Origin of the sequence: Chlorobaculum sp. 24CR, assembly GCF_004118635.1 — a bacterium.
Taxonomy (GTDB): domain Bacteria; phylum Bacteroidota; class Chlorobiia; order Chlorobiales; family Chlorobiaceae; genus Chlorobaculum.
In genome coordinates this window covers 1-13,978 of sequence record NZ_SDGU01000032.1, presented here as the reverse complement: position 1 = coordinate 13,978, position 13,978 = coordinate 1, and the positions used below count along the sequence as shown (strand labels likewise).

The following is a 13,978-nucleotide window of genomic DNA, read 5'->3' as shown; positions in this document are numbered from 1 at the left end:
GTTCTCAAGTCTGGTTCACGATTCCGTCATCGCGAATTTGCTTGGGCAGTTTACTGTTTCGGAGCGAGCGCCGAGGTGATGCTCTTGGTCACGCCTTCGACGATCTGCGTCGCTGAATTGATGGAGGTAGTGCAGAGCTGTACGCAAGCATTGGTGACCGGCTGCACCGCGTCGCTGGTGGTTTTGACCGCGCTGCCGGCCATGTCGGCCGCCTGCTGGGCCAAGTCGCCCACAGCCGTGAAGAGGTCGCCAAATACTCCGATGTTTCCCGATTCGTTTGCCATAGTGGTCAGTATTTATGTGTTGGAAAGAAGATTTGAAATACCTGAAGCGAACCGCGCCTTGAATAGCGAGAGCAAAAGCGCAGGCTAATTATCTCTAAATGTAATACAATCCTTTCTTATTTCACATAAATGAAAAAGGCCGGAAGAGCGTAGCTAAGTGCCGGTGTGGTCATGCCGCCGGTGATTCCGGGCGCGGAAAGAGCGGGTGCGAGAAATGCCGCCGTGCTGCGGTATCGTGTTCAGATTTATTATCTTGCGAGTTGAGTGCAACGAAACCGCCTGTCTCTGACTGAGACGGCAGGCAAGAGCGAGAGGATTGTTTCTGCATGGAATCTGTAACGGAGTGCAAAGCCGAATTACGGAAAAAGCTGCTTTCGAGGCGCAGGGCGCTGCCGAGGGAGCAGTGGCTTTCGGAGAGCGAAGAGATTCAGGCGCGCGCTGCATCCTTGCCGCTCCTGCGCGAGGCCGCGCGGATTCACTGTTACGTTTCGATGGAACACGATCGCGAGGCGCGTACGCTGGAGCTGCTCGAACGGCTCGCGCTTGACGGGAAAGCGGTGTATATGCCTTATATTGAACAGGGTATCATGATGGCGGCGATTTACCATCCCGGTCAACAGTTCCGGGTTTCGGCGTCGGCTCCCGCTACGCCAGAGCCGCTCGCGCTTTCCGGAGAAGAGCGTTTCGACGCGGTTTTCGTGCCGCTCGCAGGCTTTGATCGGAGTGGCGGACGCATCGGCTTCGGAAAAGGTTGGTACGACCGCTTTTTCAGCCGACTGCGGTCTGCGGACCGCCATCCGGTGAAAATCGGCCTGGCGTTCAGCTTCCAGGAGGTCCCGTCGGTGCCTTGCGATCCGTGGGACGAGCGGCTCGACATGGTGGTCACTGAACAGGAAATCATCAAATGCCAGTACAACAGCAGATGAGGCACGCGGAAAACGGGACATTGGCTTCGGCGGCAGCCGTCGAACCGGATCTGCGCGATCCGTCGCTCTACGTGAATCGCGAGCTGAGCTGGATCGACTTCAACCAGAGAGTCCTCGAAGAGGCGCTCGACTCCTCCGCGCATCCGTTGCTGGAGCGTATCAAGTTCATCTCGATCTTCAGCTCAAACCTCGATGAGTTCTTCATGATCCGCGTGGCCGGTCTCGACGACCAGTGCGCCGCGGGCATCACCGAGCGATCGGTCGATGGCCTGACGCCCACGGAGATGGTCGAGCGCATCCGCGAGCGCGTCATCGCCCAGATACGGCAGCGCAACGGCTGCTTCTTCGACCAAATCATTCCGGCGCTCAAAAGGAAAGGGATCGAATTTGTCAGCGTCACTTCACTTTCGGGCCAGCAGCAGCGAGTGCTTCAGGGCTATTTCAGGAAGGAGATTTTTCCGGTTCTGACCCCGCTGGCCTTCGATACGGGCCACCCCTTTCCGTTCATGTCCAACCTCTCGCTGAACCTGGCCATTGAGCTCGAAGACGAAGAGAGCGGCTCGATCAGGTTCGCGCGCGTCAAGGTGCCGGGCATCCTGTCGAGAATCATTCGCCTCGACCAGATCGAGGGCCTCGGCTTCGACGACGGACGGATACGCTTGTTGTGGCTCGAAGAGCTGGTCGAGCACAACCTCGACCAGCTCTTTCCGAGGATGCGCATCCTGCAGTGCCACCCCTTCCGGATCATTCGCGACGCGGATATCGAGATCGAGGAGGACGAGGCGGGCGACTTGCTCGAAAGCATCGAGCAGGGTGTGCGCTCGCGCCGATACGGCAAGGTGGTGCGGCTCGATATCAATCCCGACATGCCGCACTCCATCCGGAGTCTCCTGGTCAAGAACCTCGAAACCTGGGAGCGAAACGTCTATGAAATCAACGGCGTACTCGGCATGAGCGCGTTGATGGAGCTGCTCGGCATCGACCGGCCCGATCTGAAGGATGAGCTGTTCGTGCCGCACAATCCGCTCGATGGCAAGCAGGCTGTTGACATGTTCGCCGAAGTGCGTTCCGGCGATGTGCTGCTGCACCATCCTTACGACTCGTTCAAGCCGGTGGTCGATCTCATCTGGCAGGCGGCGCGCGACCCCGACGTGCTCTCCATCAAGCAGACGCTCTACCGGGTCGGCAGCAACTCGCCGGTGGTCAAGGCGCTGATGTTCGCCGCCGAGCAGCGCAAGCAGGTGGCGGTGCTGGTCGAACTCAAGGCAAGGTTCGACGAGGAGAATAACATCCTCTGGGCCAGGGCGCTCGAAGACGCCGGGGCGCACGTGGTTTACGGCCTGCCCGGCCTGAAGACCCACGCCAAGCTGACCATGATCGTGCGGCGGGAGCAGGAGGGGCTTCGCCACTATCTGCATCTCGGCACCGGCAACTACAACACCGTGACGGCGAGAATCTATACCGACTACAGCTATCTGACTACTGATCCTGTGCTTGCCGACGACGTCACCGAGCTGTTCAACTCCCTGACCGGCTACTCGAAGCATCGCCAGTACCGCTCCCTGATCGTTTCGCCGCTGAACACGCGGAAGTGGCTTATGGAGATGATCCGCAACGAAGTCGAGCACCAGAAGCGCGACGGCAACGCTCGGATCGTTATGAAGATGAACGCGCTGGTCGATGAGGAGACCATCCGGGCGCTCTACCGGGCCTCGATAACCGGGGTGAAGATCGATCTGGTGATTCGGAGCATCTCTTGCCTCAAGCCGGGCATTTCCGGCGTGAGCGAGAACATCCGCGTCGTCAGCGTGATCGGACGTTTTCTTGAGCACAGCCGGGTCTATTATTTTAATAACGGAGGCCAGTCAAGGCTGTTCATGGGCAGCGCGGACATCATGCCGCGCAACCTCGACAAGCGCGTCGAGACGCTCTTTCCCGTTGTCGATCAGCGACTGGTCGAATCGGTCAAGTCCGATCTCGAACTGAACCTCGGCGACAACCGCAAGTTGTGGGAGATGCAGGCGGACGGAACCTACATCAGAAAACGGGGCGGACGGCCTGCGACCGACAGCCAGAGGCTGTTCATGCGGCGCTCCTCCCGGAGAAAAAAAAACATCAAAACCAAAGTTAACGGATTATGAAGATTGCAGTTGGAAGCGATCACGCAGGGGTTGAGCTGAAGAAATTCGTGCTCTCGTGGCTTGAAAAGCATGGCTATGATTTCGAGGATATGGGGCCCTACTCCACCGAATCGGTCGATTATCCCGATTACGCTCACAAGGTTGCCGAAGCGGTTGCGAAAGGTCTTTTCGACCAGGGAATCCTGATGTGCGGCACGGGCATCGGCATCTCCATCGCCGCAAACAAGGTGAAGGGGATTCGCGCGGCCAACGTCTGCGGCCCCGAATACGCGGCGCTGGCGCGTCAGCACAACGACGCCAACGTGCTCGCCTTCGGTGCGCGCTTCAACGACGAGGCGAGTGCGGCCAAAATTCTCGAAAGCTGGTTTGCCGCCGAATTCGAGAGTGGACGCCATCAGCGCCGGATCGACAAAATCGAGTACTGCTGCTGAATGGCCGTGACCTTCTCATATCTCGTCGAGGCGACCTATCCGGTCTTCAGTCTCGGCGGTTCGACAGCCGATGCGGCAAGGCGGCTCGCGGCATCGGGATGCGCCTGCGCTCCGGTGCTCGACGGCGAGCGCTATCTCGGCATGGTCTCTCTTGCCCGCCTGTTCGAAGGGCGGAAGGGGTGGCCAACCGCCAGGGAGAAGCTCGGAGTGGAGCTGCTTGAAACCGTCAGGAGTTACCGGCCGGACGCGCAGCTTTTCGACAACCTCATCTCCGTGGCGGCCTCGATGTGCGGCGTCGTGCCGCTTGCCGACGAACAGGGACGCTACGAAGGGGTGGTTTCGAGCAAACGGATTCTCGGCTTTCTCGCCGAGCGCATCCACTCCGGAGAGGGTGGCTCGACCATGGAGATCGAGGTGCCGCCGACCGGAGCGAAGCTTTCGGAAATCATCGAGACCATCGAAAAGAACGACGCCTCGATACTCAGTTTCACTTCGTGGCCAACGGGTGCGGCGGGCGAGGGGCGGATCATCTTTTTCAGGGTCGCCACCCACGACTTTTTCCGTCTGGTCAAGAATATGGAAAACTACGGATACCTTATCCGCTACCACTCCGCTTTTCCCGATGCCGGTTACGACGAGCTTCGGGAGAAGGCGCTGGAGTTCATCCACTACATGGACATGTGAATGCACGGCGATCAGGCGACACCATGACAGATACAGTATATGCACAATGAAGCGTTCAGTACCATCGCAGCCAGAGTTCTGGAGGCCGCGAGCAAGCTCTATCCTGAAGTAGCGGCGCTGCGGCGTCATCTGCACCAGTATCCGGAACTCTCCTACCAGGAGTTCAAGACAACCGCCTTCATCAAGGAGTACCTCGCTCAGCTCGGCATCGAAGCCGAGCCGCCGCTCATGGAGACGGGGGTGGTCGCGTTGTTGCGGGGAGAGGGCGCAGCGTTATCCGGCGAGCGGCGCACGGTGGCGTTGCGGGCCGACATTGACGCTCTCCCGCTTCAGGAGGAGAACCGGCACGGCTTCTGCTCGACGGTCGATGGCTGCATGCACGCCTGCGGGCACGACATGCACACCGCGATGCTGCTCGGCGCGGCTGCCGTGCTCAGCGGCATGAAGGCGGAGCTGAAGGGCGACGTGCTCCTCGTCTTCCAGCCCGCCGAGGAGAAGGCGCCCGGCGGCGCCCGGCCGATGATCGAGGCCGGATTGCTGAAAAAGTACAAGCCATCGGCCATCTTTGCGCAGCACTGTTTTTCGAGCGTCCGGAGCGGCTCGGTCGCTATGTGCAAGGGGGGATTCATGGCCGCTGCCGACGAACTCTACATCACGATTCATGGTCAGGGGGGCCACGCCTCCTCGCCGCACAAGACGCGCGACCCGATTCTCGCCTCGGCGCACATCATCACGGCGTTGCAGCATCTGGTCAGCCGCGTCGCACCGCCGCACGAGCCGGCAGTGCTCTCCATCGCCTCGATCAACGGCGGCCACGCCACCAACATCATTCCCGGTAAGGTGGCGATGATGGGCACCATGAGAACCATGAACGAAGAGTTGCGAGCGTTGTTGCACGAGAAGTTTGAAAAAACGGTCAGGCAGGTTGCCGCCGCGTTCGACGTGGAGGCCGATGTTGAGATCAGGAGCGGCTATCCGGTGCTGTACAACGATCCGGCCATGACCGATCTCGCCTGGGATGCCGCAAAAGAGTATCTCGGCGACGAGAAGGTGCATCCTTCCGCGCCGCTCATGACCGCTGAGGATTTCGCCTACTATCTCCGGGAGTGCCCCGGCAGCTTCTGGCAACTCGGCACGGGGCTGGAAGATACCGCACGAGGCAATCTCCTGCACTCGCCAACCTTCGACCCTGATGAGCACGCGCTCGAAACCGGCATGGGCCTGATGAGCTACCTAGCGCTGCGCTATCTGGCGGGGGGTAGAGAATTATGAATTATGAATTATGAATTATGAATTATGAATTATGAATGTTGAATTATGAATGTTGAATTATGAATGTTGAATTATGAATGTTGAATTATTAATCTGGCCAATAAAATTATCAAACAATTGCCCCGGACTTCAGTCCGGGGTTTATGGATAAAACAAAATAAATCAGGGCTTTAGCCCAATATCTTCTTGCTGCGATGGTTGCGATTTATTGTGGCCGGAGTAATAATGTGGACAGGGAAGAGGGAGAAAGAAAAGAGGCTGGCCACAGTGGTGTGTACCAGCCTCTTTTGATTTGTGGGCGGAAGCCTTGGGTCAGGCCTTGCCGTTGGAGCCGAGGACGTTGACGATTTTGTGTTTGTACAGCTCCTTGAGCGATTCGCGGGCAGGGCCGAGATATTTGCGCGGATCGAACTCTTCGGGCTTCTCGTCGAGCACCTTGCGAATGGCGGCGGTCATGGCGAGTCGTCCGTCGGAGTCGATGTTGATTTTGCAGACCGCCGAGCGGGCAGCTTCGCGGAGCTGATCTTCGGCGATGCCGACCGCATCTTTGAGCTTGCCGCCGTGGGCGTTTATCATCTGTATCAGCTCTTGCGGCACCGACGAAGCGCCGTGCAGCACGATGGGGAAGCCGGGAATGCGCTTTTCGATTTCACGCAGAATGTCGAGGCGGATGAGGTGCTCTTCGCCCGGCTTGAACTTGAACGCGCCGTGCGAGGTGCCGATGGCGATGGCCAGGCTGTCAACGCCGGTTTTGCCGACGAAATCCTCCACCTGATCCGGCTCGGTGTAGGTGTGCTCGGCGGCGTGCACATCGTCCTCGATACCGGCCAGCACGCCGAGTTCGCCCTCGACGGTAACGTCGTACTGGTGCGCGTATTCGACCACCCGACGGGTTAGCGCCACATTGTCGTCATAACTGAGGTGGGAACCATCGATCATGACCGACGAAAAACCGGTCTCGATGCAATCCTTGCACAGCTCGAAGCTGTCGCCGTGGTCGAGATGCAGTACGATCGGAATCTCGCAGCCGAGTTCGGCGGCGTATTCAACCGCGCCGGCAGCCAGATGGCGCAACAGCGTCTGGTTAGCGTAGCTGCGAGCGCCTTTGGAAACCTGAAGGATGACTGGCGAAGCGGTCTCGACGCAGGCCATGACAATCGCCTGTAACTGTTCGAGATTGTTGAAGTTATACGCCGGAATGGCGTATCCGCCGCTGACGGCTTTGGCGAAAAGATCACGGCTGTTGACGAGTCCCAGTTCCTTGTATCCGGTGAATTCATTCATAAAAAAGACACTCCATTTGAGATTGATTGATTTCAGGTGTAGTCGGTCGAGATTTTTTTTGCCAATTTACAAATTACGCAGAAACCTGTTATGCAGAGAGCATGTTTTGTAATATAATACATTGAATCAGGATTCGTGCGAATCCGGGAAAATCCGCCTTTATTCACAATTTATCAAAGAGACACCATTTGTGATTATGAACAAGCTGCGTTCAGTACTGTTTCCGTTTCTGTTTTTCTTTCTGATCCTCGTTTTCTCGTGGGATCACTCTTTGGCCGTCGGCGCCAGGGCCGCTTCCGCTCCGGCGATGCTGAAACCTGCCCCGACACAGGAGGAGGCCTCCCGCTACATTGCCCAGTACCTGCTTCAGAACCATTACCGCAAGGTGCCGGTCAACGACTCGCTCGCCCAGCAGATTTTTAAGCGTTACCTCGACAATCTCGACAACAACCGCAGTTACTTCACTGCGCCCGAAGTTGAAAAGCTTCGGCAGGAGGTCGGCGTTCGTCTCGATGATGATTTCGTTTCTGGCAACCCGGCCGGTGGTTTCGCCATTTACAATCAGTTCCTGAAACGGGCAAGGGAGAAGATGGCGTACATGAAAACGGCGCTCGAAAAGACGACATTCAACTTTTCCACGCCCGAAACGCTCGAACTCGAACGCAGCAAAACCGCCCCCTGGCCCGCCGACCAGGCTGAGCTCCACGACCTGTGGCGCAAGGAGCTGAAGTATCAGTACCTGAGCACGAAGTATTCGGGCGAAAAGGGAAAAAATATCAAGGTCGAAGTGATGAAGAGCCTCGATAACAGGCTTAAAATCTTCAACCAGCAGAAGCCGGAAGACGCTTTCCAGGCGTACATGTATGCCGTCACGAGTTCGTTCGATCCTCATACCGACTACTTCTCCCCGGACGAATTCGAGAATTTCCAGATCGACATGAGCCGCTCGCTCGAAGGCATTGGCGCGAAGTTGCAGATAGAGAACGAATATACGGTCGTGAACGAAATCATTCCCGGAGGCCCGGCTTTCAAAAGCAATCTGCTCAAGAAGGGCGACAAGGTCGTTGGCGTCGGTCAGGGCGACAAGGGAGAGATCATCGATGTGATCGGCTGGCGCATCAATGATGTGGTTAAAAAGATCAGGGGGCCGAAAGGCACGGTGGTCAGGCTCAAGGTGCTCCCGGCCAGCCAGGCTGGAAAGGGACCCTCCAAGATCATCCGGCTGGTGAGGGCCAAGGTTGACTTGCAGGAGCAGGCCGCGCAGAAAAAGATCATCTTCGACAACGGCCACAAGATTGGCGTCATCGTGTTGCCCTCATTCTATCTCGACTTCGAGGGCGAGCGGCAGAACAAGACGAACTATACCAGCACCACGAAGGATGTGATCCGGATTCTCAATGATCTCAAGCGGGAGCATGTGGAGGGCATTATCGTCGATCTCAGAGAAAATGGCGGCGGATCGCTCGAAGAGGCGGTCAACGTCACCGGTCTGTTCACCGGCAAAGGGCCGGTCGTGCAGGTCAGCAACGCCCTCGGCGGCAAGATGGTGCTGAAAGACGAGAATTACCCGATGCTTTACCGAGGCCCGCTGGCGGTGCTGGTCAACCGTTACAGCGCTTCGGCCTCGGAGATTTTCTCGGCGGCGATCCAGGACTATGGCCGCGGAATCATTGTGGGCGACAGAACCTTCGGTAAGGGTACCGTGCAGAGCATCGTCAACATCCAGAGGCCGTTCAGCATGTTCATCAAACAGAGCGACCTCGGCCAGCTCAAACTGACCGTCGCCAAATTCTACCGCATATCGGGCGGCAGCACCCAGCACATCGGCGTTCTGCCCGACATTGTGCTGCCATCGCTGATCGACCCGGAGGTGGTGGGAGAGGATACCTACACGAGCAGCCTGCCGTGGACGACCATCTCCAGAGCCGCCTACATGCCGTCGGGCGCGGTCACCAAAGAAGATATTACCCTGCTGAAAAAGGAGTTCACCGAGCAGTCCGCCAAAGACAAGCTCTACCAGTCCTATCTGGCCGATCTGACGACCCTGAACCGCATCCGGCAGCGCAAGAGCGTTTTGCTTCAGGAAAAGGGCTTCGAGACCGATAACAAGATTCTGAAAGAGATTCAGGAGCGTTGGGGAGACTCGAATGTCGATACCGGCAAAAAGAAGAAAACCGACTTCATTTTGCAAGAGGCCGCCGGAATTCTGGACGACCTCGTGGCGCTGAAAGCCCGGCAGGTCGTTCCCGCCGCCGCTCCGGCTCCGGCAGCAAGGCCAAAAGTCAGGCCGACACTCAAGCCTGCAATGTCTGCGAAGTAAAAGGCCGCAACAATGCAACGCAAAAAGGCGCTCGAACGGGGCGCCTTTTTTAATTGTGGGGGAAGTGGACTATGTGGACAGCGTGGAGGTGGTGGACAAGGAATCTTTGTAGGGGCTGGCCTTGCGCCTGCCCTCTTTTTTGGAGGTTCACGGTTTGCCGAAACCGGTTGTTCGTTAACGCGCCGCCTTCGCTCTGGCGATCTGCTCTTCGACCGATTTGAACGAGCAGCTTCCGGCGGTTTTCTTGGAGTTGACGCTGGCGTCGGGTTTGAGGTCGTCGAAGATGGTCTCGTCGAACGCTTCCGAGAAGGTTCGGTACTCTTCGAGCGAGATCGTCGGTAACGTCTTGCCCTCGGCGATGGCGTAGGCCACGATCTTGCCGGTGATGCGGTGGGCGTCGCGGAAGGGGATCTGCTTTTTGACCAGGTACTCGGCGATTTCGGTGGCGAGGCTCAAATCCTCGGCGGTCAGCCGGGCGAGGCGCTCCTCGTTCAGCCAGGTCTTTTCGATCATGCGTCGGAAGACCGACAGGCACGTCGCCGTGGTTTCGGCGGTGTCGAAGAGCGGCGGCTTGTCCTCCTGCATGTCGCGGTTGTAGGAGAGCGGCAGGCCCTTCATGATCGTCAGCAGGTTCATCAGGTTGCCATAGACGCGCCCGGTCTTGCCGCGCACCAGCTCGGCGATGTCGGCGTTCTTCTTCTGCGGCATGATCGACGAGCCGGTCGCGAAGGCGTCGCTGATCGAGAGGTAGTTGAACTCCGCCGAACTCCAGAGGATCACATCCTCCGAAAAGCGCGACAGGTGCATCATAATCATCGAGCAGGCCGAGACGAACTCGATCACGAGATCACGGTCGCTCACCGCGTCGATGCTGTTGGTGAAGACGCCGTCGAACTCCAGCAGCTCCGCCGAGCGCACGGGGTCGAGCGGCAGGGTACTGCCCGCGAAAGCCGCCGCGCCGAGTGGCGAGATGTTCGCCCGCTTGCGAAGGTCGGCGAGGCGTTCGCGGTCGCGCCCGAACATCGAGTGCCATGCCATATAGTAGTGCCCCGCGGAGATCGGCTGGGCGCGCTGCAAGTGCGTGTAGCCAAACATGATCGTGTGCGTGTACCGCTCCGCCTTGTCGAGCAGCGTGGACTGCATCTCTTTGAGAAGGCTGGAGATACGGTCGATGTTCCGGCGCAGGTAAAGCCGCGTGTCGGTCGCCACCTGGTCGTTGCGGCTGCGCCCCGAATGCAGCTTGCCCGCCGCCGGACCGATCAGCTCCTTCAGCCGGTTCTCGATCACCGTGTGAATATCCTCGTCCTCCCACACCGGCACCAAAGCGCCCGACTCGATCTCCTTCTCGACCGCCTTCAGCCCGGCGACAATCTGCTCCGACTCCGCCGTCGAAATGATTCCCTGCTCGCCGAGCATGGTCGCATGGGCGACAGAACCTTGTATATCCTCACGATAGAGCAGCCCATCGACATGCACCGACGAGGAGAACTTCAGCGCCTCCCGGTCAAACGGTTCCGAAAAACGGCTCTGCCAAAGGAGCTCTTTCTGGTTGGACTGGTCGGACATGATAACGTAACGCTGATGGATTGGAGGGGCGGAATGGCCCGTGAAAATGTTTTCGGGAAGATAAGGAACATAATTGATAATGGATAATTGACAATTGAGAATGGGGGGGCAGGCCTCGCGCCTGCCCTCTTTGGTGGACAACGCGGACTTTATGGTAGCAGACGATAGTTTTGAACATGCAAAGAACTCTACAAAATAAAGCATAACGACCAAGCAAAAATAATAGTGTCGTTAACCCCGATGGGGAAAACAGCGTATTGAGCTATATTGCATCTGGTATTTCCCAAACCCGCAATTACGCCGCCCATGAACCAGGTTCCACCGCTTCGCCTGACGCCCGATAGCACGCAACTGCTTGCCAACAGCGAGCTTCTGCGACTGTCCAAAAAGCTTTCAGAAGCCTACGCGAGCAAGGAGATGCTCGTCACTGACGAGGTTTTGCGGGTCATCGGCGCGATGCTCTGGAACTCGCTTGATGCCGGGAAGCAATTCGCCGAAGCGAAGCGCAATGCGGGGCAGGGGATACTGCCCGTCATCATCGAGAGCGACGATGCAACCGTGCTTCAATTACCCTGGGAGACGCTCCATCATCCGGAGTTCGGCTTTCTCGCCCGAAACAAAGAGTTCACGCTTGCTCGCACCAGTCCGGCGATTATGGCGCAGATGCCGGAGGTAGAAGTGGGGCCGTTGCGCATTCTGCTGTTCACTTCGCTGCCCGATGATCTCAGACATGAAGATCAGTTGCAGATTGAGAATGAACAGGCGGGTGTGCTCGAAGCGCTCGGGCCGTGGCTGCGGAGCGGCCATGTTGTGCTTGAAATGCCCGACGATGGGCGCTTCAGCCTTTTCGAAGAGCTTTTACAATCGTTCAAGCCGCATCTGGTGTGGCTCAGCGGGCACGGGGTGTTCGACGGCGACAAGCTGAAGGAGCGTCACAAAGGCTATTTCCTGTTCGAGGGAGACTCCGGCGACGGCGAGCTTGTCGATGAGCAGCGGCTTGCCGAAGCTTTCAGCGGCACCGCCGTGCAGGCGCTGATTCTCTCCGCCTGCCAGAGCGGCCAGTCGGTCTCCTCCGACCTGAACAATGGCTTGATGTACGCACTGGCGCAGCGCGGCATTCCCCATGTCGTCGGGATGCGGGAATCGATTTTCGACCGTGCGGGCGTGCAGTTCGCTCGTGGTTTCTTTGGAGCGTTGCTGGAGAAGCGTGGCATCGCCGAGGCGTTACAGCAGGCCCGTCGCGCAATTACCAAGCCGTTACGGGACGACGAAGAGGCCCGGCGGTACAAGCTTGCCGACCTCTCCTTCGGCCAGTGGTGCCTGCCGATGCTCCTGAGCCGGGATGCGTCGAGGCCGCTCATACGCTGGAACTTCACGCCGCAACCGGTGCGCCCGGAGAACATCTGGAACGAAACGCTCGACACCATTTCCCTTCCGGTGCGCTTCATCGGCAGGCGGCGCGAACTGCGCAAGTGGCAGCGGGCGCTCCGGGATGGCGCGACGAAAGCGCTGCTCGTGACCGGCGCGGGCGGCGTCGGCAAGACCGCGTTTGCCGGAAAGCTGGTTAACACGCTCAAGGCCAGCGGCTTCGAGGTTTTCGCCTTCTCGGCTCGCCCGGAACACGACTGGCGCGATACACTCCGGCAAATGGAGGAGTCGCTCGACAAGGATAACATCTCCCGCTGCAACGAGATACAGCAACGCTACAGCGACGCGGCGCGACGTGCGCCGGGATTGCTCAAGCTGTTGATTCAGCAATTCGAGGGCCGCGTGGCGCTGCTGTTCGACAACCTCGAAAGCGCGCAGGAGGACGCGACGCAGCAGCTCACCGATGCGGAGTTGCGCGAGTGGATCGGTGCCGCCGTCAGGTTGCAAAAGCACGGTTTGCGGGTGGTGCTCACCTCGCGCTGGGCGCTGCCGGAATGGATTGAGCCTTCGTTGCCGCTCGGCAAACCGGTCTGGCGCGACTTCCTCGCGGTGGCGCAGCAGCAGAATCTGCCCGCCTCATTCCTCAGGGATGCCGCGAAACTGTGGCAAGCCTACGAGGTGCTTGGCGGCAACTTCCGGGCGCTGCTCTACCTGACCGAGGCGCTCAAAGAGATGCCCGCCGTCGAGGAGCAGGCGTTTCTCGACAAGCTCCGAAAGGCTGAAACCGACATCCAGACCAACATGCTCCTCGTCAAGGTCTGGGCGCACCGGAGGCCCGACGAGCAGGAGCTGCTCCGCCGCATGACCGCCTACACCGTGCCGGTCGCGCCGGATGGCGTCAAAGCCATCGCCTTACCCGCCATGCCGCAGGCGGAGGAGCTGCTGGACGCCCTGCTCTCGGTCTCGCTTGTCGAGCGCTACCACAACCCGCAATGGAAAACCGACGAGTTTCTCGTGGCCCCGCTGGTGCGAAGCTGGCTGGAAAAGCAGGGGGTGAAGAAGCCGGAAATTGAGTTACTGCAAAAGGCTGCGGGTTATCACAAATGGTTGTTGGAACATGAACGGAATACACTTGACCAGGCGATGATAACCCATGCGGCACTGATGGCCGCGGAACAGCATGACGATGCCCACCGGATTGCGCTTGACTGGATTGTCGGGCCGCTGAACATGGCTGGATTGTACCGTTCTTTGCTCGATGAATGGTTGCTTCCGGCATGTGCCTCTTCCGACCTGTGGATTTTGGCCGAAGCACTTGGCCAAACTGGCAAACAGTATCTCCATCTTGCCGACTATGACACGGCGCTGGACTACCTGAAGCGTTCGTTGACGATAAGGCAGGAAATCGGAGACAAGTCCGGCGAAGGCACCACGCTCAACAATATTTCGCAGATATATCGTGCACGAAGCGACAACGACATTGCGCTGGACTACCTGAAGCGTTCGTTGAAGATTCAGCAGGAAATCGGAGATAAGTCCGGCGAGGGTACAACGCTAAACAACATCTCGTTGATAATGAATGCGCGGGGAGAGTATGATACGGCGCTGGAATACCTGATGTGTTCGTTGTCAATAAGGCAGGAAATCGGAGACAAGTCCGGCGAAGGTACAACGCTAAACAACATCTCCAAGATAATGAAAG

Annotated in this window: 10 protein-coding genes; 7 read left to right on the top strand and 3 right to left on the bottom strand. The window is 58.2% G+C overall.

Annotated features, from left to right (window positions below; all coding sequences use genetic code 11):
• Positions 1 to 50: 50 nt before the first annotated feature.
• Positions 51 to 284, bottom strand: coding sequence for a chlorosome envelope protein F (locus EST62_RS07330; protein WP_129051452.1), 234 nt, complete (start codon positions 282 to 284; stop codon positions 51 to 53).
• A 326-nt stretch (positions 285 to 610) separates the two neighbouring features.
• Between EST62_RS07330 and EST62_RS07325 the strand changes: the two genes are divergently transcribed.
• From EST62_RS07325 to EST62_RS07305, 5 genes are read left to right on the top strand one after another with little or no spacing between them, the layout of a single operon-like run.
• On the top strand, positions 611 to 1,210 hold the full coding sequence (locus EST62_RS07325) for a 5-formyltetrahydrofolate cyclo-ligase (RefSeq protein WP_129051451.1): 600 nt from the start codon (positions 611 to 613) through the stop codon (positions 1,208 to 1,210).
• Positions 1,207 to 3,351 carry a polyphosphate kinase 1 gene (gene ppk1 / locus EST62_RS07320; protein WP_129051465.1) on the top strand — a complete coding sequence of 715 codons (2,145 nt, stop codon included), beginning with the start codon at positions 1,207 to 1,209 and terminating at the stop codon, positions 3,349 to 3,351. The genes EST62_RS07325 and ppk1 overlap by 4 nt, the downstream gene beginning before the upstream one ends.
• Positions 3,348 to 3,782 (top strand): ribose 5-phosphate isomerase B, encoded by a 435-nt coding sequence (gene rpiB, locus EST62_RS07315; RefSeq protein WP_129051450.1) that lies wholly within the window; start codon positions 3,348 to 3,350, stop codon positions 3,780 to 3,782. Before ppk1 ends, rpiB begins: the two co-directional genes overlap by 4 nt.
• On the top strand, positions 3,783 to 4,466 hold the full coding sequence (locus EST62_RS07310; RefSeq protein ID WP_129051449.1) for a CBS domain-containing protein: 684 nt from the start codon (positions 3,783 to 3,785) through the stop codon (positions 4,464 to 4,466).
• Between the two features lie 39 nt (positions 4,467 to 4,505).
• Positions 4,506 to 5,738 (top strand): M20 family metallopeptidase, encoded by a 1,233-nt coding sequence (locus tag EST62_RS07305; RefSeq protein WP_129051448.1) that lies wholly within the window; start codon positions 4,506 to 4,508, stop codon positions 5,736 to 5,738.
• A 312-nt stretch (positions 5,739 to 6,050) separates the two neighbouring features.
• Here the strand turns inward: EST62_RS07305 and EST62_RS07300 are convergent, their stop codons facing one another.
• A complete protein-coding gene (locus EST62_RS07300) occupies positions 6,051 to 7,022 on the bottom strand; it encodes a class II fructose-bisphosphate aldolase (RefSeq protein WP_129051447.1) in 972 nt (323 codons plus the stop codon).
• A gap of 196 nt (positions 7,023 to 7,218) precedes the next feature.
• On the opposite strand from EST62_RS07300, the gene EST62_RS07295 reads away from it, so the two are divergent.
• On the top strand, positions 7,219 to 9,342 hold the full coding sequence (locus tag EST62_RS07295) for a carboxy terminal-processing peptidase (RefSeq protein ID WP_245153516.1): 2,124 nt from the start codon (positions 7,219 to 7,221) through the stop codon (positions 9,340 to 9,342).
• 174 nt (positions 9,343 to 9,516) lie between these two features.
• On the opposite strand, the gene argH is transcribed toward EST62_RS07295, so the two are convergent.
• Positions 9,517 to 10,908, bottom strand: a complete 1,392-nt coding sequence (gene argH, locus EST62_RS07290) for an argininosuccinate lyase (RefSeq protein WP_129051446.1) — start codon at positions 10,906 to 10,908, stop codon at positions 9,517 to 9,519.
• Positions 10,909 to 11,214: 306 nt separating this feature from the next.
• Here argH and EST62_RS07285 point away from each other — a divergent pair.
• A partial coding sequence (locus tag EST62_RS07285) for a CHAT domain-containing protein (protein WP_129051445.1) occupies positions 11,215 to 13,978 on the top strand: 2,764 nt, incomplete at its 3' end.